This window comes from Longimonas sp., from assembly GCF_040409695.1.
GTDB lineage: Bacteria > Bacteroidota > Rhodothermia > Rhodothermales > Salinibacteraceae > Longimonas.
Genome location: NZ_JARWGJ010000211.1, coordinates 1 through 21,034, shown reverse-complemented (window position 1 = coordinate 21,034; position 21,034 = coordinate 1). Strand labels below are relative to the sequence as shown.

The 21,034-nt window shown below is 56.4% G+C and carries 10 protein-coding genes; all 10 read left to right on the top strand.

What is annotated here, in order from left to right:
* Window positions 1–1,126: TonB family protein (locus PPP56_RS13005; protein ID WP_353564485.1), on the top strand; the 1,126-nt coding region annotated here is incomplete at its 5' end.
* 281 nt (window positions 1,127–1,407) lie between these two features.
* Window positions 1,408–2,520 carry a vWA domain-containing protein gene (locus PPP56_RS13000; RefSeq protein WP_353564484.1) on the top strand — a complete coding sequence of 371 codons (1,113 nt, stop codon included), beginning with the start codon at window positions 1,408–1,410 and terminating at the stop codon, window positions 2,518–2,520.
* Window positions 2,521–2,857: 337 nt separating this feature from the next.
* Window positions 2,858–3,679, top strand: a complete 822-nt coding sequence (gene rsmA / locus PPP56_RS12995; protein ID WP_353564483.1) for a 16S rRNA (adenine(1518)-N(6)/adenine(1519)-N(6))-dimethyltransferase RsmA — start codon at window positions 2,858–2,860, stop codon at window positions 3,677–3,679.
* 14 nt (window positions 3,680–3,693) lie between these two features.
* Window positions 3,694–5,088, top strand: a complete 1,395-nt coding sequence (gene mgtE, locus PPP56_RS12990) for a magnesium transporter (RefSeq protein WP_353564482.1) — start codon at window positions 3,694–3,696, stop codon at window positions 5,086–5,088.
* A gap of 659 nt (window positions 5,089–5,747) precedes the next feature.
* On the top strand, window positions 5,748–8,909 hold the full coding sequence (locus PPP56_RS12985; RefSeq protein ID WP_353564481.1) for a SusC/RagA family TonB-linked outer membrane protein: 3,162 nt from the start codon (window positions 5,748–5,750) through the stop codon (window positions 8,907–8,909).
* A gap of 187 nt (window positions 8,910–9,096) precedes the next feature.
* Window positions 9,097–10,812, top strand: a complete 1,716-nt coding sequence (locus PPP56_RS12980) for a RagB/SusD family nutrient uptake outer membrane protein (RefSeq protein ID WP_353564480.1) — start codon at window positions 9,097–9,099, stop codon at window positions 10,810–10,812.
* A 653-nt stretch (window positions 10,813–11,465) separates the two neighbouring features.
* A complete protein-coding gene (locus tag PPP56_RS12975; RefSeq protein ID WP_353564479.1) occupies window positions 11,466–14,354 on the top strand; it encodes a TonB-dependent receptor domain-containing protein in 2,889 nt (962 codons plus the stop codon).
* Window positions 14,355–14,449: 95 nt separating this feature from the next.
* Window positions 14,450–15,781 (top strand): RagB/SusD family nutrient uptake outer membrane protein, encoded by a 1,332-nt coding sequence (locus PPP56_RS12970; protein WP_353564478.1) that lies wholly within the window; start codon window positions 14,450–14,452, stop codon window positions 15,779–15,781.
* 620 nt (window positions 15,782–16,401) lie between these two features.
* Complete coding sequence (locus PPP56_RS12965) at window positions 16,402–19,269, top strand: carboxypeptidase-like regulatory domain-containing protein (RefSeq protein WP_353564477.1); 2,868 nt, start codon at window positions 16,402–16,404, stop codon at window positions 19,267–19,269.
* 114 nt (window positions 19,270–19,383) lie between these two features.
* On the top strand, window positions 19,384–20,832 hold the full coding sequence (locus tag PPP56_RS12960) for a RagB/SusD family nutrient uptake outer membrane protein (protein ID WP_353564476.1): 1,449 nt from the start codon (window positions 19,384–19,386) through the stop codon (window positions 20,830–20,832).
* Window positions 20,833–21,034: the final 202 nt, after the last annotated feature.

The following is a 21,034-nucleotide window of genomic DNA, read 5'->3' as shown; positions in this document are numbered from 1 at the left end:
CGGAACGACCGCGACCCCGAAAATACGCTCCCCAAACAAACGCAATCCCTCGTCGCGGCGTGAAAGCCGCGCGGTGTCCACTAAAGCGGGTCAACTCCACTATGGCCAGGCAATGGCGGCGTTCTACAACGCGCTCGACCAGCAGCCCGGCGATGAAGACGCTGAGGCAATGATTGCAGAGGTGGGTGAACAGCAGCGTAATCTGATTCAGGCGCGCAGTGGCGGTGGAGACGAGGGCGGCGGTTCCTTTGGGCCGGATGAGCTCTACGACTTCTACATCACACAGGCTGAGGAGCAGTTTAGCGCAGGCAACCTTGGAGCGGCACAGCGCAATTACGAAAACGCATTGGAATACCGCGCCGGCGATCCATTTGCACAAGACCGCCTGTCTACAGTCCAAAGTCAACTCGCCGAGCGAGAATCAGAAAGCGAGTTTCAGCGCCATCTTGACCGCGCCGAGCGCCTCATGCAAACCGGGCGGTATGCCGATGCCCAGGAGGCCCTTGAGCAGGCCGTTCAGATTAATCCTGATCATGCCGAGCTGCAGGACATGATGAGCCAGAATGAGCAGCTTCTGGCTGAACAGCAACAGCAACTTGAGCAGTTTGATCAGATTCGCGCACAGGCCGACGATGCGCTGCAAGAAGGCAACTACGAGGAGGCGGTGCAGCTCTACCGGCAGGCCTACGAGATCAACCCCGACGACGATGAGATGGTTGCGCGGCTGCAACAGGCCCAGCGCGAGTATGAAGAGCTTCAGATGGCTGAGGCCCGCCGCCAGCGTGAGGCACAGCGCAGCGAACAGGACGAAGAAACGGGCGAGCGCATCTACACGGTAGTCGACGAAGAGCCATCGCCGGTTGGAGGGCTTGCAGCACTTACACGAAACGCTTCGTACCCTGAGCGCGCCCAGCGCCGTGGGGTCGAGGGCCGGGTGTATATTCAAGCGGTCGTCAATCCCGATGGATCGGTACGCGAGGCCGAGCTTATTCGAGGCATCGGGTATGGGTGCGATCGCGAAGCGCTGCGCGTAGTGCGCAACGCCGAATTCGAACCCGCACGCGTGAGCGGACGCGCCGTGGCGGCACGTACAACCGTCTGGGTTCAGTTCAGCCTGAGTAGCTAACCGCTATTCCGTAAAGCCCGCTTGCGCGGAAGCATAGGAATGCACATATGTTGGGCAGCCCTCTTCGGAAGTTCGCGAAGGGGGCTGTTCGCATTTATAAGCTCTCGTACTACTCCACACGCTCCGCATCCCAAAAGATATGTCTGCGCGTTGCATACTGCACCCGGCTCGAACGTAACAGAACATCTTCGTCGCCGAACACCTGTTCTGCAATGCGCGTTGCAAGAGGCAGCACACAGAGGCATACATAGACGGATTTACGACCTGCTCTACCGCGCACAATGGCTTATTCTTTCCAGTACACGGCGTGGGACGACGCCCGGCATGGAGACCAACGTCCGCTTTTTGATCAGCTCAATGAGCTCTTTCAGGAGCTCTTGCAGCACACCGCCGGTGATGCGGGCGAGGCGTTGCAGTGGCTTACACAGCTTGATGAGCAGTATGGCTTAACTGAGGGCTATGACGAGGGCATCGGCGACTTTGTTGAAGAGCTCAAACGGCGCGGCTATCTACGCGACGATGAAGACGGCCAGGTTGTTCAGATCACAGCGCGCACCGAGCGCGCACTGCGAGAGCGTGCGCTGGAGCGTGTCTTTAAGGACTTGCGTAAAGACGGGCGAGGAAACCACCGCACGCCCCATCCGGGCCAGGGCGAAGAGCGGCTGCCGGAGACGCGCCGATGGTCGTTTGGGGATGACGTGAATCGACTCGACGTGACGGGTACGCTGGCTAACTCGTTTCGGCGTAGCGGCATCGGGGCAGACTGGCACCTCAGCGAAGACGACTTTCGCGTGCACGAGACCGACCATCAGTCGACCATGGCCACGGTGCTCATGATCGACCTGTCGCACTCGATGATCCTGTATGGAGAAGATCGCATTACGCCCGCACGGAAGACCGCCCTTGCGCTGGCCGAGCTCATCAAAACGCGCTATCCAGACGACACGCTCGACATTGTGGCGTTCGGAAACGAAGCCTGGGAGGTCGACTTGAAGGACCTTCCGTATCTGGAGGTGGGGCCCTACTACACGAACACACGAGCCGGGCTGCAGCGGGCGCGTGACATCCTGCATCGCCGCAAGAACCGCAACAAGCAGATCTTCATGATTACCGATGGCAAGCCCAGCTGTCATATCGAAAATGGGCGCATGTACCGAAACGCGTTTGGGCTCGACCGCCGCATCGTGAACAAGGTGCTCGACGAAGGCATGATGTGCCGCCGCGAAGGCATCACCATTACCACCTTTATGGTGGCGCGCGACCCGCAACTGCAAAACTTCGTGCGCGACCTCACCGAAGCCAATCACGGACGCGCCTACTACGCGTCGCTCGACGACCTGGGCAGCTTCCTGTTTGAGGATTACGTCCGCAACCGCCGTACCCACCTGCGGTAGCGTTTTATTATTGGTAGTGGGTAGACGCTAAATTATAAGCCGATTTGACACCGCTGCTTTGTTTTGTTCGAACCCCCCTCTCTTTTATTCCGCTTCGCTCCATCAGTCGCCCTGCGGGCTCATGTCGGGTTCCTCCCCTTTGGCCAAGGGGGAGATGTCCACAGGATCACGCCTGCGGCGAAGCTCGAAGACAGAGGGGGTTTGAGCGAGTCGCGATGATATAGACCACTTAACATCTTACCGCTACCTTATTATTCAGGGGGATGCGAGTCGTAGGTGCCTTGGGTGCATGCGATTCGCTTCCCCCATGCTTCTATTTCTACACCCCCCTTTTTCTATGGCAGAGCACGCCCCTTTCCGTCCGAAGCAGAGCCTCGGGCAGAACTTCATGCACGACCCGAACATGATCCGCAAGATTGTGGATGCGCTGCAGGCGCCCCCTGACGCGCACGTTGTGGAGATCGGGCCGGGCACGGGCGCGCTAACAGAACTGCTGCATGCGCGCTACGACACGTTCACCGCGCTTGAGGTCGACGACCGGGCCGTTGCATACTTGAACCAGGAGCTTCCAGCCGTCGATGTGCGCCAAGAGGACGCGCTGAATGCAAACTGGCCTGCTCTGGCTGAAGAGAAAGGGGGGCCGGTCTACGTCATTAGCAACACCCCATACTACCTTACCAGCCAGCTGCTTTTTGCGCTGGTGGATGCGCGGTCGCATGTGGCGGAAGCCGTGCTCACGATGCAGAAAGAAGTGGCAGAGCGTCTGGTTGCAGACCCGCGTACAAAGGCGTACGGAATCTTGAGTGTGATCATGCAGCTGTATGCCGCGCCCAAGCACCTCTTCAACATATCACGGCACGTGTTCAGCCCACAACCCAACGTAACGAGTGCAGCGGTCCGGTGCGTCTACGACCCCGCATCCGCCCCTGAGGTCGACCCGAAGTGGCTGCGTACTTTGGTACGAGCGGCCTTTAACCAGCGCCGTAAGATGCTCCGAAACAGTTTAAGCCCGTGGTCGAAAGATATTGGCGTGTCCTTTCCGAACGACTGGGGCCGCCGCCGTGCTGAGGCGCTCGCCCCCGAAGACTTCGTAGAGCTGGCCCGGTCGCTTGATGCCGACAGCCATGCCAGTGCATCGTCTCCGAAACTTCATGAATGAGTAGACCGCATCCTATGAACCGCCCTGCTACCACAGAGGCTCCCTCTCAGAGACGGCTGGGAATGCTTGAGATCGATGCTGACTTCGTTGAGGATGTCGCCGTGCTGGTCGATGCGGACCAGCATGGCATGGTGCTGAACTTGACATCCGATCTGCACCCGGCCGATCTGGCTCAGCTTCTGGGGCGGCTCTCAGAGGAGCAGGCATACAAGGTGTTTGCCTGGCTCCCCGACGCGCAGGCGAGCGACGTGCTCGTTGAGCTGACAGATGGGCAGCGCACTGCCGTACTTCAAGACCTGCAGGCCGCGCGCCTTCGCGTGCTCATCGACGCACTCGACACCGATGACGCCGCGGACGTGCTCAACGACATGTCCGATGCCCAGGCCCTCGGCGTTCTCCCCGATCTTGAGGATACGCACGACGTTGCTGTGCTCCTCGAATACGACGAGGAGAGCGCCGGCGGCATCATGGCCCGCGAGTTTGTGTCCGTCCCGCCCACCTGGACGCTTGAGCATGTGATCGAGGCCGTGCGTGCGCACGCTACGGACATCGACGACATCTACTCGGTTTTCGTGCTTGGAGACAACGATCGGCTGGAGGGGGTGGTCTCACTCAAAGACCTGATGCTTGCCCCTGCTGAAGACCCGGTGCGCACGGTGATGCACGAAGACTTTATCTCGGTGCCAACTGACATGGACCGCGAGGAGGTTGCCCGCATCATGGAGCGGTACGACCTGGTCTCGATGCCGGTGGTTGATTCAACAGGCGGGATGGTTGGACGAATCACGATTGACGACGTCGTTGATGTGATTCGTGAGGAAGCTGAAGAAGATATCCAGATCATGAGCGGAGGGTCGGGCATCGAGCAGCCCGACGACACCGTATGGCGGGTAAGTCGAGGGCGGCTGCCCTGGCTGCTGGTTGGGCTGTTCGGGGCGGGGCTCTCCGGCTCGGTGATCGGTGGGTTTGAGGTGGCGCTGGAGCAAGCGGTCGTGCTTGCCATGTTCATCCCGATCGTAACGGCGATGGGAGGCAACGCCGCCGTACAGAGTGCAGCGATCGCCGTGCAGGGGCTTTCGTCGGGCGACTTGTGGATGGGAGACATAGGCGCGCGCATCCTGAAAGAGATGGTCGTGGCTCTGATAAACGGCGTCGTGCTTGCTGCGTTGCTCTGCATCGCCGTCTTCGTCTTCCAGCTTGGCGACGTGCCCCTCTTGGCCCTGACGCTTGGAGCTACTATGCTCACCGTGATTGTACTGGCTACGACCAACGGAGCGCTGGTTCCTTTCGCATTGAAGTGGCTGGGCATCGACCCGGCCAGTGCGATGGGGCCGTTTGTGACTACCCTGAACGACATCATTGGACTTACAGTCTACTTCATCTATGCGACCACGCTCTACCTCGGGTAGTCGTATCGGGCAAGCACTCTGTAGAACAGAGATGTTCGCAGGGCGTGGTCAAACCTGAGCGAGTGGCCTGCCTGTGCCGGTAGGTTTGTGCAAATTCCCCATACAGTTGACGATACCTGACCCCGGTGTGCTCACCAGGCACATCGGGGTTTTCTGTTGCGGCTGTGTAAAGATATTGCTTTGAAATGCAATCCGGAAAGAATCTGAAAGCCGGCGATGTATGATGAAATCGGAGCCCAAGTCATTGGTCTGAATTTCACTAAATAATGTTTCCTGGAACAGAGCTTCATTTAGGTCTTGGTTTGCATGCTCGTAGAGCCATTTGAAGCTAAAAAGCAGTCAAAACAGGCGCTGAGGCCGGGAAAAGCGCTATCGATTCAGGCTACCGATGATCGCATACACTAAGCACCTCGTTGCACTGGAGTCCCTGTCTATATTTCTTGACAATCCCTTTTTATTTTCTTAACTATGCAATGTGCAGTTGTAACAAAAAAGCTATTCGCTGAAAATGAAGGAGTCGCACAGTCGTGCTTCGTATTTCCGGATTGCTTGAAGCCAGACCAGTCCGTGCTTTAGTATTTCGCCTACAGACAGTAGCACAAGACTGAGAAGACGTCGCTGCCATTCGTTCTCTTTGCAAAAAAAGCTTGACGCATACCATGAGTAGACGTGTTACGAGTTTAATCAGCGCACTTGCGCTGCTCATTTTCTTACCGGGGCTTGTGTCAGCCCAGGAAGGAAACATAAGTGGTACTGTCATTGACGGCACTACCGAAGATCCCCTTCCTGGGGCAACCGTTCAGATCGTTGGTACATCCATTGGGGCAGCTACCAATGCAGACGGCGAGTATGAACTGGTTGGAATTCCGGCAGGCGAACAGACCGTTCGTTTTTCATTTGTTGGATATGATGCACTCGAAGAGCAAGTAGAAGTGCTTCCTGGAGAAACCATCACCGTTGATGCGGCCCTGATTCCGGGCTCGGCAGAACTTGACCAGATCGTCGTTACGGGGGTTTCCGTCGGTACGGACACCCGTAAGCTGGGCTTTACAGTCTCGAAGGTCGGCGGCGATCAACTTCAGGAAGTGCCAGGTACAGATCCTGCTAACGCGTTGCGTGCTAAAACGCCGGGTGCCCGTATTGTGCAGGCCTCAGGTCAGCCTGGTACAGCGCCATCTGTACGCTTAAGGGGAACGACCACGCTTTCAGGTAGCCAGGAGCCGCTCGTTGTAATCGACGGAGCAATAACCAGTGGCGGCCTTGAGGATATCGATATGCAATCGGTCGAGTCCATTGAGATCGTGAAGGGGGCCGCTGCGGCTTCCCTCTACGGCTCGCTCGCTGGTAACGGAGTGATTCAGATTATCACGAAGCGTGGAGCTGACGACGCTGGAACGACGCGCGTCACCGTGCGGAATGAATTTGGCTTCACACAACTGGCAAATAAAATCGATCTGTCTGATCACCACAATCGGGGCCAATTGGATGAAGACGGAAATGTGGTCTCACGTGATTTCCGTGAGCAGTGCAATCCAGATGCGTCCAACCCATTCTTTAGAGATGATGGCTCGCCATGCAACATCAACCCGGAGCTGCCGAGCGGGGTCTTCCAGAACCCCTTTGACCGTAACTTTGACCAGCAGGACGTGCTCTACGATTCGCAAGCGTTCTTTACAAACTACGTCTCCGTTGCATCGCGGCAAGACAACCTGAACTACCTCCTCTCATTCGAGAACTCGCAGAATGACGGGGTTGTAACAGGTGTTGATCCATATAAACGCCGGAATCTGCGTCTGAACGTTGACAACCAAGTTTCTGACCGTGTTGACGTAGCCGTGTCGCTGCTTTACAGTAACTCGGATGGAACGGACGCACTCGAACAGGGCCAGGGGGCGAACAACCTCTTCTATGGCGCGCTGCTCTCATTCCCTGACCTGGATCTGCGTGCACCGGCTCCAGAAGGAGTGGATGCCCCATTCAACCCGTTCTCTACGGCGGGTAACGCTGCAAACCCGTTGTACCGAGCAGCTGTCATTGATCGTGATTTCGGTGGGGAACGCCTCTTCGGAAACTTCTCTGTCAACTATGATGCCACCGATTGGCTGACACTTGACGGTCAGTTCTCTTGGGATGATGATACGGACACCTTCTCGACGCTGACCCCACAGGGTACCTTCCCAACAGACCCTGCAAGTCCGCGCTCACAGGGGGCGCTCTTTAGCTTTGAGTCAAATGAGCGACTGCTCACGACGACGTTCCGAGCATTGCTCTCCTACGACTTTGGAGACCTCTCAACGCAGCTCGTCGGGCGGTATGTTTATGAGGATCGTGAGATTCAGTCCCAAAGTGTGTCGGGGTCTGATTTCCTGGCGCGCGACGTACCCCGGTTCGGAAATACCGACCGCGATAATCTGAACGTAGGAAATGAGTTTCAGGCAACTATCCGCTCTGAAGACATCGTTGGAAACCTGGTACTCGATTATCGAGACCGGTATATCGTCGATGCAGTCCTCCGTCAAGAGCGTGTGTCGCTCTTTGGCCCTGATGCCCGTGACAAGACCTACTGGCGTGTTGCTGGTACCTGGCGAGCCACACAGGACTTCACCATTCCAAACATTCAGGAGTTGAAGTTTCGTGGCGCACTGGGAACGTCAGGTTCGCGTCCGCCTTTTGTTGCGCAGTACGAAACGTTCAGCGTGAGCCCTTCGGGTATCACGAAGAACGTACTGGGGAATCGTAATATCCAGCCGGCTGATGTCTTTGAATTTGAAGTCGGTGTCGACGCCAGCTTCCTGGATCGGTTCTTCTTTGAAGGGACCTATGCAGCAGCGGATGCTGCAGACCAGGTGCTCCTCGTACCCCTTTCTGCTTCTGCTGGCTTCAACAGTCAGTACCAGAATGCTGCAACCATTGAAACGTCCACATGGGAGTTTGCCGCAGGCGGACAGCTCATTGATCAAGGCGACTGGGGGCTCGACTTCGGCGTTGTGTTCGATCGTACTCGCCAGCAAGTCACCTCGCTCAACCGCCCGTCCTTCAACCTCAACGTTGGGGGGGCCCTTAACATCTTCCGGATTGAGGAAGGGGTTGACCTTGGTGTCATGTATGGCAACCAGTTGGCTTCGTCTGTTGACGACCTGCTCTTTGATGAGAACAATTGCCTCGTCGGCGAAGGAGGATGCCTGAATCCAGGTGACCTGACCATCAATGACGATGGATATGTCATTGAAGCAGGTACCGAGTATACGCTCGACGAAAATCCGTTCTACATCCGTGATGAGAATGGAGCTGCGATCACAACGAAGATCGGCGACTCCAATCCCGACTTTAATATGGGGCTCAACACGACGTTGCGGTACAAAAACTGGCGTCTCTTCACCACGGTCGATATTGAGCAAGGAGCTGATGTGTATAACTACACGCGCCAGCTTCTCTACTTCAATGACCGCCACGGTGACCTCGACCAGACAGACCGCCCAGAAGGCGAGCGCCGCCCGGCCAGTTACTACCAGGGGCCGCTTTACAACCAGGCAAGTGCTTCCTCGCACTTCGTAGAAGATGCCTCGTTTGTGAAGCTGCGTGAGGTCTCTCTGAGCTACCGGTTTACAAACGACTTTGTAAACCGAATCGGTCTCGGAGGAGCGATCCACGACGCCCGAGTTTCGATCCTGGGACGGAATCTGCTCACCTTCACAGACTATGGCGGATTTGATCCTGAGGTGTCAACATCCAGTGCGAGTCAGCCTGTGAACTACAAGTTTGACGAGTTTGGATATCCAAACTTCCGCACGTTCTCGGCCTCTATCGAGATTCGCTTGTAACCTGCCAAGCAGGTAGCTGCTGCCAGCCAGGAGGCAGAGAGCGGGATCCAGTTCTCTGTCTCCTTCGGCGCAGTTTCTGTAGCGCGGCCCAACACGTTATACTTGATCGTGCGATGATCCTTCTGGGTCCGTGCCAGGCGATCTCTCACTACCCATGCTTAAGTCTTTACAGTCACTTATGACTTCTATGCGATACAATTTACTCTTCGTTTTTCTGTTAGCCAGTCTGGTTGCATGGTCTGGCTGCGACGGAATTGCTAACCTTGACGTTGAAAACCCCAACGCTCCTGATGCCGATCGGGCTATCACTGACCCGAGTGATCTCCAGTCCATTCTTGCCGGAGCCTACTCCAGCTGGTGGAACGGAAGCTACTCGAACACGCCGCAATCGGTACCCCAGCCTCACCTTGACGGATGGGCTGATGCACAGACGACAACGAATGCATTCCGCGGATTCTGGAATGTCGCGGTCGATGAACCGCGTGCCCAGTTTCCCAACACGCTCTCGTTTGGTGACCTTAGCATTGTTTCGAATCCATGGAGCAACCTTAACTCAGCAATCTCATCTGCGAATGATGTGATCCGCCAGATCGAAGAGAACGATTTTGAGGTGATCATTGATGGGAATGACGAAACCCCCGAAACATTGGCCGGAGCGTATTTCGTACGTGCCCTCTCCTATGGCCATCTGGCGAACTACTTCAACCAGGCGTTTATCGTACAGGCCGACTTTGGACAGGAAGAGCTTGAGGCATTGGAGTTCTCAGACTATGAAGCTATACTTGCTCAGGCTCGGAGCGATTTCGACCAAGTACGCTCCATTGCTCAAGAGCCAGGTTTTTCCGGACTTGACGGAAGCCTGCTTCCTTTCTCAATCGACCCAGGACCGGGGCGTCTCGTAGAGATGGCTAATTCGTTTGAGGCACGATTCATTGTCAGCAATCCGCGTACGCCTGCTGAGAACGATGCCGTCGATTGGGGGGTTGTGCAGACACTTGCACAGAACGGTATTCAGGATGATATCATCATCGAACTGGACGGCCAAAGCTGGTTTAATAACTACCAGTATATTAGTGGTCTCTACTGGTACTGGCGTGTTGATAACCGCATCATCAACATGATGGATGAGAGTTATCCGATCAAGTACCCGGCTGACCGAGCAGGTAGTGCCCTTGATCCGGCTCAGTCTGATGACGCTCGCCTCTGCCCGGCCTCTGGAGAGGAAACACAGGGCTCCGGAATTGCAACAGCTCGGGAACTCGGCTGCTACTTCGTCTACGATACTGACCAGAGCTTCTTCACGGAAAGCCGTGGTCGCACTCTTCAGAGCAACTACTGGTACGGACGTGACTTTGTGGACCAGCAGTGGAACGAGACGCCGTTTGCTGCAGGACCAAGCCCTATCTTTCTCGCTGAAGAAAACCGCCTCATGGAAGCTGAGGCAGCGATTCGTGGCGCTGGCGACGTAGCTGGAGCTGTGGGAATCGTGAACAGCGGTTCGCGTGTCAATGCTGGTCAGCTTGAGCCTCTCGGCACAGGTATATCAGCCGATGAAGCGCTCAAAGCCATCTATTACGAGCGCGACATTGAGCTGTACCGTACCGGTATGGGGCTCCCTTTCTGGGACTTGCGCCGTACGGGACGTATGCAGGCAGGTACGCCGCTTCACCTTCCTGTGCCAGCCACTGAACTGCAGACCATCGGTGAAGAGTTGTACACCTTCGGTGGTGTGTCTAATGCCGGTCAGCCCGGTACTGCGTCAGGCGATAACGCATGGTGCGACGAAGGCGAACTGAGCTGCGACGGACCGTTCGAAGCGCCGTCAGCGCCCGCCGTCATGGAAGGTCTGATGCTTCCTGCTGGCACACCAGCTACAGACGGTCGGACGTTCCCGCAGCGCTAACAGCATCACTGATCGGGGCACCATACCCGAAGGTTGTGTGCTAACTCACAGGTGCGCGGTGCAGCGTGCACGCACACGAGTCATGTACCTCAAAAAGGGCACGAGAGATGATTCTCTCGTGCCTTTTTTGTTTGAGAAAATCCTTGCTCTCTCGGCTCCAAATAGCGTTTCAGATGTTGCCCGGCATCCGTAACGATTGTGGTCGAAAACGGGTCTTTAATCCGCATTTCGTCTTCAGTAGATGCAATCTACATGCAAACAGTTGACGTTTGGGTCGTGTCTTGATAAAAGTGTAGTAGTCAAAAGCAGTTCGTATAGCTTCTGTCCACAATACGGACAATACGAGCTGTGTTGTAGCCGCGCTTAGTGTCAAACAAAGAGCATATATGTACGCTCAGTTGTCGCGCCGACTCCCTTCCAGTATCAATGCCTGTCTACGAAAGATATGTAGATAGGCGGTCGCCGGCTTCCCTCGGTCAGCCTTCGAGCGCCTCTTTCTGGTTAGCCGACTGCTAACAGACGGCTACTGATTCAGTGCGCTTCAGCGCGCCGTAGTCCCAACGAGCAGCGTTTCCATCGGGGTGACCATACGGGTATCTGTGTCTGACACAGCGTCGTTCGTCGTCCATTCCTATGGAATACAATCCCGAGCCATGCACAAGTTTTTATCGCAGTTTATAACCGGGGTCTTGGTGCTTTTTATGGCACCCGGACTCGTAGTAGCCCAGAGCGGCACGGTGACTGGAACGGTCACTGATGCTGAGACGGGCGAGCCCCTGCCGGGCGCAAACGTTGTCGTTATCGGCACTGAAATTGGCGTTCCAACCGATGTTGACGGCACGTTTCGACTACAGAATGTACCCGCAGGCGACCAGGTCATCCGAGCCACCTTTGTCGGATACTTCCAGAACGAGCAAGACGTCACTATAGAAGAAGGCGCCGTTACGGAGATCGACTTCCAGATGGAGCCCGACCTGGCCGACCTCGGCGAGGTTGTTGTAACCGGGCTGGGTATCCAGCGCGATCGGGGGCAGGCGCAGGTATCGGTGGGCCGCATCGACGCCGATGACCTCTCTGACCGGGCCAGCTTCCAGGACGTTTCGCAGCTCATCGGAGGCAATGTGGCCGGTGTGAACGTGCAGGCTGCTTCCGGAAATATAGGTGGAGGCATCCGGTTCAATGTACGCGGAGGTGGCGGACTGGGCGGCGACGGCCAGCCTGCTATCTACATTGATGGCGTGCGCATCGATAACTCAGAAATCGCCGGATTTGGCGGTGGTGGACAGGGGATCTCGACCCTTGCCGACTTGAACCCCAATGATATTGAGTCGATCGACGTGGTTCGCGGACCTGCTGGAGCGGCCATCTACGGCACCGAAGGAGCCAACGGCGTCGTGCTCATCACGACCAAAAGCGGCTCGTTCTCTGCTGAGCCCACGTTTGACCTGCAGTACAGAGGAACGTTTGGCTTTAACGAGCAGGGAGATCAGACCTTCGATCCTGATGTTTTCGATGACGGCGATATCAACCGGGGCGAGTTGGCCAATGACCTGTTTCGCCGCGGCGCCATTCAGCAGCATCAGGTGAGCATTTCAGGCGGAACCGAGTCGGTACGCTACTACGCCTCCGTTGATAACCGTCAAGAAGACGGCGCGCTGCCCAATAACTCGGGCGACCGCACAAACCTGCGCGCCAACTTTGAGGCTTTCCCCATCGACGAACTCAGTGTACGGGCCAGCGCAGGATATACGGCTAACGTGCTGAATCGTCCTGAAAATGACAATAGCATTCAGGGATCCATTGGCGAGACGCTTCTTGGCCCAACGCCCTACTTCCTCACCGACAGCCTGGCGATCTTCAATATTGAAGATGTGCAGCGTGTGAACCGCTTTGTTGGATCGGTGCGAGCCGAGTACACACCCATCGAAAACCTCACATTCACAGGGTCGGCCGGATACGATGCCTCTACACGGCGCCAGGACCGTACGCGTCCTGTCGGGTTCAGCTATCCGGGCATTGGTACCACCGGCGAACGCAACTTCTTCAATCGCAACAATGAGCAGCTAAACGCTGATCTGCAAGCACAGTACAGCTATGAGCCGGTTTCAGGGGTTGCCGCTACCAGCCTCATCGGAGGGCAGTTCACCCAGCAGACCCTGCGTACCTCGTTTGGAACCGCTCAGGAGTTTGCAACCGATGTGATCACAAATATCGGCGCCGGAGATGACTTTACAACGTTGAATGAGGACTTCCTCAATGAGCGAACAGGGGGTATCTTCGCGCAGCAAGAGCTCGTCTTTGGAGATACGTACTTCCTTACGGGGCAGCTTCGTCGCGACGTCGCCACCGCCCTTGGTGAAGGCGTAACAGACGTGTGGTACCCAAGCGCAAGCGCTGCAGTGCGTCTGGATCGGTTTGACGCGATACCAGAAGTCTTTACGCTTCTGCGTCCACGTGTGGCATACGGAGCTACCGGGAACCTGCCGGGCATCGTAGACGGCGAGGCATTGCGCTACAACGCAAGAGCCTCCGGGTTTGGAGCCGGAGCAACGATCGGTTCTGTTGGGAATCCACAGCTCGTTCCCGAGCGCGTCCAAGAAGTTGAGGCGGGCGTCGACGCTGACCTCTTAGACCAGTACTCCATCGAGGCGACGTACTACTACAGCTTCGCTAACAACTCGATTATCGACCAGCCGCTGGCGCCGTCTACCGGATTCGGAGCAGGGACGCTTCCGAGTAACGTAGGAGGCATCGAAACGCAAGGCGTAGAGCTGGGCGTTGGGCTTACCCCACTCCTTCGGGAAAACGCGCGCCTGGATCTGAACCTGACCTATGCCTACCAGACAAGTGAAGTTACCGACACCGGCGAGGTCGAAAATATCTTCGACGGGTTCGACGTAAATGTCATCCGCGAAGGCCTGCCCCGCAGCGCGTTCTTCATTCAGGAAGTGATCGGGGCGCAGTTTGATGACCAGGGCGTGTACATTGGCCCGGAAGCAACGGCGGAGCGTCAGGTGCTCGGGCAGCCTATTCCTGAACACACAGGAGGACTGCGGTTCAACCTTACGCTCTTTCAGGACCTCTCGGTCTCCGGACTCGCCGAGGTTGCACTCGGACATCAGGTGTACAACAACACGCTGCGTTTTGCTGCTTTCGACGGTACAAATGCAGAGCGTAACCGCCTGGTCGGAGACCTTGGAGAACTGACTCCGGGTACCGATGAATATCGGGCTACAGCCGAAGCGCTTGCCCGTACGAACCCGAACTTCCAGGGCAACTTCATTGAAGACGCTGACTATCTCAAAATGCGCGAGCTGAGCGTCAACTATGACTTCAGTAGCCTCATTCAGGAGGCGAATGTCGCGGGGGTCAGCACACTACGTCTGGGCGTGTCGGCTCGCAATCTGTTTACCGTTACCGGATACAGCGGGGCCGATCCCGAAGTAAACTTCGCCGGGTCGCGCTCGCTGAGCCGTGGACAGGACTTCCTCACGCTTCCCACACCACGGCAGTTCACGATAAACGTGACCGTCGGGTTTTAGACGAGGTCTGCGACTGCTGCTACAGGCCGCCTGAAAAGGCGGCCCGGCAGCTTCCTCCATTAGCCATGTGCTATCCATAGCCTTACAACAGATCCATGAGAACACTTTTATATACTACCGCTGTAGCCTTGCTGCTAACATTTGCAGCATGCGATACGCTGGTAGAAGACGTTGACGACCCCATTAACACGGCATCGGATGAGGCCCTGAACAGTGCTGATCAGGTTGACTTCTTGATCAGCGGCGTAGAAGGACGCTTTGCGTCTACCCACGATCGTACCGGACTCTTCACCAGTATCCTGTCAGACCAGTTCATATTTGGCGGATCCGGAGCTACGTTTCCCACCTATCGCCAGCTCGACGAGGCAGACATTAACCTGGATAACAACTCGGTTGATGGAAGCCTCGTGCAGCTCGGGGAATATCGGTTCCTCGCTGACGAACTGCTCCGCCGGGCCGAAGCCATCGATGGCCTGTCTCCTGCTGAAGGGGGATGGCCCGAAGGCGAGGCCGATCCGGCGCGTGCACGCATGTTCTTCAAGGCTCACTTTCACGGCGCCCTTGCTCGGTACTTCTGGGCCGCGTTCTATGGACGCGATGCACAAGAAGGAGGCGGCGTAATCAGCGAGCTTGACTCGCCGGAAGATACACAGCGAGGTGAGTTCGTGCCCTCAGACGAGCTATACCAGCGAGCTACCGACCGCCTCGAAGAAGAGGCCCTGCCGCGCGCAGCCAACTTTCTTGGAGAAGGTCAAGGCTATGATAGCCGGGTCATACATACCATCTTAGCGCGCATTGCGCTCTTCCAGGGAGACCTCGATGCAGCACGTTCATATGCGGAGAGTGGACTGTCTGAAGGCGATGCCCCCTTCCAGGCGCAGTATCTCGATCGCACAGGGGGCGGCGCTAACTTCTGGTTTGATGCTGGGGGACCCGGACGCGTACAGACGCTTGCTGCCCCGCGATTCTTTAACGGAGACGACTACCTCAACGAGGATCTTGAGGCAGCAGAGGCAAACCGCATCCCTGTCGTGCCAAACTTCGATGGAGATGGAAACCTGCTGGGACATCGCCAGGGGCTCTACAACGAACGAGGCGCTGCGATCGATTTTGCCACGTGGCAGGAAAATGAGCTGATCTTAGCAGAGATTGAGCTGCGTGAGGGCAGCGGCGACCCGTTGGCACGTATCAACGCAGTGCGCGCCAGTCATGGACTTGATGATCTCGCAGAGGCCACACTCGATGTGCTGTTCACGGAGCGCGACAAAGAGCTCTTCACGCTTGGCTACCGCCTGGTTGACCAGCGTCGCATCACTGAGCAGGGGATCGATGTGGACGAAGATCTGCACGGCTGGCACCGCGACGCGGATGCCTGGTGGTACCTCCCCATCACGCTTGCAGAACGTAACGACAATCCTAACTTTTAGGCGTTGGTGAGCAGCCTCTACTGTGCTGTATGAACGAAGGCCTCCTGACTATCAGGAGGCCTTCTGTGTTTGTGTCAACCACAACAGACTCTCATGTGAGGGGTGACATGTGAAGGGTGAAACTCAGGGTTATTTGGGGCAGGCAGGCAAAGAAGACTCTATGAACGCTGTGTTATCTAAGCATTGCCTTTGCATCTGTGTGCGCTGATGTGTTCTTTAAGAGTCCGGATAAGTGAAACACGTAGTAAATTGCGTTTGCAAACTGTTTCATCTGCCGGAGCGTCATGTGCGTTGCGATTTGCGAGATGCTGCACGTACGACGTACCACCCGTCCCCCAATGCTGCGTATGCATTAGTACGTTGCTTGAACACGTATAACCATAAAACTCTACAGGCGCTCTTATGCCAGATTGACTTGGCTATGTGAGGGGACGCAGAAAGGTGTTCAAAAGCTTCGAGACTATGCAGTGTGAGGTCGATACCAGATCTGAGGCAGTGCATATCTTAGGTGCATATCCAAGCGTCCGTAGAGTCTTGCGTCTCGCGTGTCAGGCAACAGGTGCTCATTGCATCCTGTGCTTTACCCATCGTTTTTTCGGTCAGACAGAGGACATTACATCATGAGTAAATTAGCTACAAGGCTCTTGTGCGGGCTTGCGGTGCTGCTTTTAGCACCCGGGCTTGTTTTTGCACAAGACGGAACGATCACCGGTACGGTGACAGATGGCGAGACCGGGGAGCCGCTCCCTGGCGCTACTGTACAGATTCCCGAAACAGGTGATGGTGCCGCAACCGACGCTAACGGCGAATACACGCTCAGCGTTGCAGAAGGTACATACACGTTGTCGGCTACGTTCGTCGGGTACAGCCCCGTAGAGCGGGACGTCGAAGTTGTGGCTGGCGAAACCGTCACTGTAGACATCACGCTCGAAGTTGCTCCTGAGCAGCTCGGCGAAGTTGTCGTACAGGGGCTTGGCCTCGGTCAAGACCGGGCACGCTCTCGCGTGTCCATCGGGCGCGTTGACGCGTCTGACATTGCCGAGCGTGCCAGCTTCGACAATGTGTCGCAGCTCATCTCCGGAAACGTTGCCGGCGTAAGCGCGCAGGCTTCTTCCGGTAACATCGGTGGCGGCATTCGCTTCAACGTACGCGGCGGCGGTGGCCTCGGCGGCGACGGCCAGCCGGCCATCTACATTGATGGCACGCGCGTCGACAACAATGAGATCGAAGGCTTTGGCGCTGGTGGGCAGGGCATCTCGCCGCTTGCCGACCTGAACCCGGCCGACATCGAGAACATCGATATCATCCGTGGGCCAGCCGGTGCAGCCATCTACGGCACAGACGGATCGAATGGTGTTGTGCTGATCACAACGAAAGGGGGCTCGTTCTCCGCCGATCCGACACTCAACGTTGAGTATCGCGGAACCGCAGGCTGGAGTGAGCAGGAAAACGAGTACTCCTCCCGCAACCATGTCACGGCCGACGATGCCAACGCGCTCTTCGGAACCGGGTCGCTCCAGGAGCACCAGGTTTCCGTGTCGGGGGGGGCTGACTTCGCCCGCTTCTATGCGTCGGTCAACCACCGCATGGAAGAAGGCACGATCGCGAATAACGAAGGTGAGCGTACCAACCTGCGCGCCAACTTTGAAGCCTTCCCAACCGATGACTTCTCGCTCCGCGCAAGCGCCGGGTACACGATCAACGAACTGCAGCGCCCTGACAACGACAACAACGTGCAGGGATGGCTCGGTAACACGCTGTTGCTTCCAACACCCTATCTCTTCACGGACAGCCTCGCGATTGCCAACCTTGAAGACGTTCAGAAAATCAATCGCTTCAACGGCTCGCTCCGTGCAAGCTGGGAGCCGATTGAGAATCTGAATCTGCAGGCGACAGGTGGATTCGATACCTCGACGCGCCGCCAAGACCGTACGCGTCCGCCCGGATTTGCTTACGCAGGCATTGGCACAGATGGTGAACGCAACATATTCACCCGTCAGAATGATAACTTTAACTTTGACGCCCAGGCGAGCTACGCCTATGGTATCACAGACGGACTGCAGGCTACGACACTCCTTGGTGGCCAGTATACGGACGTCACGCGTCGTACTTCATTCAGCACTACCCGTGGGTTCGGCAACCAGTTGATTACGGACATTGGAGCCGGCGATGAACTCTTCAGCATTGGGGAAGGACTCGTCAATACCCGCACCAGTGGACTCTTCGTGCAGCAAGAGCTGGTATACGACGACACGTATACTATTACCGGTATGCTGCGCCGAGACGTAGCTACGGCCCTTGGCGAAGATGTGTCTGATGTCTTCTACCCGAGTGTTACCGGTTCGGTTACGCTGTCGAACTTCGACTGGACGCCGGACTTCTTCACGTTCCTCTCGGCACGTGCAGCCTACGGAGAAACCGGTCAGCTGCCGGGTGTGCTTGACGCGCAGTCGCTTCGTTTCTCAGCCACTGTTGCTGACTTTGGTGCAGGTGCATCAATCTCATCGGTTGGTAACCCTGAGATCGTTCCTGAGCGGATTCAGGAGCTTGAGCTCGGCATCGACGCCGATATTTCGGATCGCTACTCCTTCGAAGGTACCTACTGGTACAACTGGGCCGGCGACTCCATTATCGATGCCCCGCTTGCATCCTCAACCGGATTTGGCTTTCAGTCACTTCCCGCTAATGTCGGAAGCATCGAGAGCCAGGGAGTAGAGGTTACGCTTGGTGCCACGCCGCTCCTGTCGGAAACGGCTCGCGTCGACCTGACCTTTACCTACGGATACCAGTGGACAGAAGTGCAGGATCTGGGTCCAGATCGGGATGAGATCTTTGGTGGGTTCAACCGCAACGTGCTCCGCCCCGGATCGCCCCGTCAGGCTTTCTTCCTCGTACCGGTTACCGGTGCACTGTTTGACGCCAATGGCGTATATGCCGGTCCCGAGACGGGAGCCCGTGAAGTCGTTGGGCAGCCGATTCCTGAGCACACAGGCGGATTCCGCGTCAACGCAACGCTCTTCAGCAACCTGAGCGTGAGCGCCTTTGCTGAGTACGCCCTGGGTCACCAGGTACTCAACAACACCGCTGGGTTTGGTGCCGGTACCGGAGGATACCCTATCCGCAACGAGCTGCAGGCCCAGCTTGGCGAACTAACGCCGGGCACCGCCGAATACATCGACGTTGCGAACCGGTTGGCCCAGACAAACTCCAACTTCGACTCCAACTTCGTCGAAGATGCAGATTGGCTCAAGCTGCGCGAAGTATCGGTCCGGTACAACTTCAGCGATCTGATTCAGCGTAGTGGATCTGCGCCGATTCAGAACCTGACCGTTGGACTGGCGGCACGGAATCTGTTCACAATCACCGAATACTCCGGTCCCGACCCTGAAGTGAACTTCACTGGGGGCCGTGGTCTGATTCGCGGACAGGATTTCCTGACGCTTCCGAACTCGCGTCAATTCCAGGTTAATGTTACGCTTGGATTCTAAACGCTTCACTCGTGAAGCCCTGTTGAGATGGGCGTTGTCCGGTGCCGCACCCGATGTGCGGCACCGGCACCCATCCCACACCCAAGCACTCTTACGTACCCAACCTATTTGGATATGAAACGCATACGACTACTTACCCTTTTCATAGCGCTGTTTGCGTTCGTAAGCTTAACCGCTTGCGACTCGATCGTGGATGATACCATCGATCCGATTTCCAGCGCTGGCGACGAAGCCCTGAATGATCCAGATGAGGTAGACTTCCTTATCAATGGTATTCGGGCACGTAGCAACAACGTGCAAGACAATCTGAGCGTACAGACCAGCCTGATTTCCGACCAGTTCATTTTTGGCGGAGCAAACGGTGGAGGGGCAACCTTTCCAACGTTCCGCGACCTGATGCGCGGGCTGCCCGCAGACACCAACCCGCTGAATAATAACTCGGTGGATGGTACGCAGAACCACCTCGGACAGTACCGCTTCCTCGCAGATAACCTGTTATCTCGGGCAGAGAACCTTGGCGCCGAGGCCTTCGGAGGAACAGATGACCCACGCTGGCAGGCTGCGCAGTTCGCTGGTAACTTCCACGGAGGCATTGCCCGCTACTACTGGGCAGCCTACTTCGGTGAGACCCAGCGTAGCGGCGGCGGTGTGATCTCTGAGATTGATAGTCCAGCCGATGAAGAACGCTCAGAGTTCATTCCTTCAGCACAGATGTACGATCTGGCTGTAGAGAAGCTCGATAATGCGCTTCCTTTTGCTTCAGAATACGAAGCAAAGGTCATTAACTCGGTGAAAGCCCGTATTGCTCTCTTCCAAGACGATGTGAGCGCTGCAGAATCTTTTGCTGAGAATGGTCTGGAACCCGGTGACGCGCCGTTCCAGAATCAGTACGTTGACCGTTCCGGAAACCAGTCCAACACATGGGACACACAGGGAGGTATTGGACGTGCACAAACCGTTCCCGCACCACGCTTCTTCTATAACGATGAGTACCTCGGTGGAGATTTCGATGCGGCTGAATCTGCACGTATCCCGTTGATCGACCCCGACGCTGTTGGAATTCCAGCCGACTTCGGTGAGGTAACCGAAGCTGGGCTTCTAAATCGCGAAGCAGTACACCCGATTCGCTTCGACCTGGGGCTGGCCGTCGGTGATACGCCGCTGCTCCCCCTACAAGGGCGCTACCCCGATGCAGGTGCGGACATCAATTTCATCACCTGGCAGGAAAACCACCTGATGCTGGCCGAAGCTGCTGAACGCAGCGGAGATAGCGCGGGCGCTCTTGGACTGGTGAACGAAGTCCGTGGCTCATACGGAGTTGATACAATCGATTCCGCTGACTACGATGGGCTCAATACCATCTTCGTGGAACGTGACAAGGTCACCTTCACGACGGGCATCCGCCTGGTTGATCAGCGCCGTGCTACAGAGTTTAACCTCGACGCAGAAGGACTGGATCTTGACCTGCACGGCTGGCACCTCGACGATAACGTCTGGTGGTACCTGCCGATCACGCTGGCTGAGCGCCTCAACAACCCGAACCTCCCGAATGAGCTTCCCTGATGCGCGTAGCACATAGACAGCTACCGCATGAACCCTCGTTCGTGAGTGCATAACTGCACGGAGCAAGCCCTCTGCCCTGAAAAGCAGAGGGCTTGTTCTATTTATGTACAGTCACTGCGCATCCTCCTCTGTGTGGACTTCCTTGCGCACTGGAAAAAGAAAACAGACTCGTCCACTTTGCAAAGAAACGGATAACAGAACG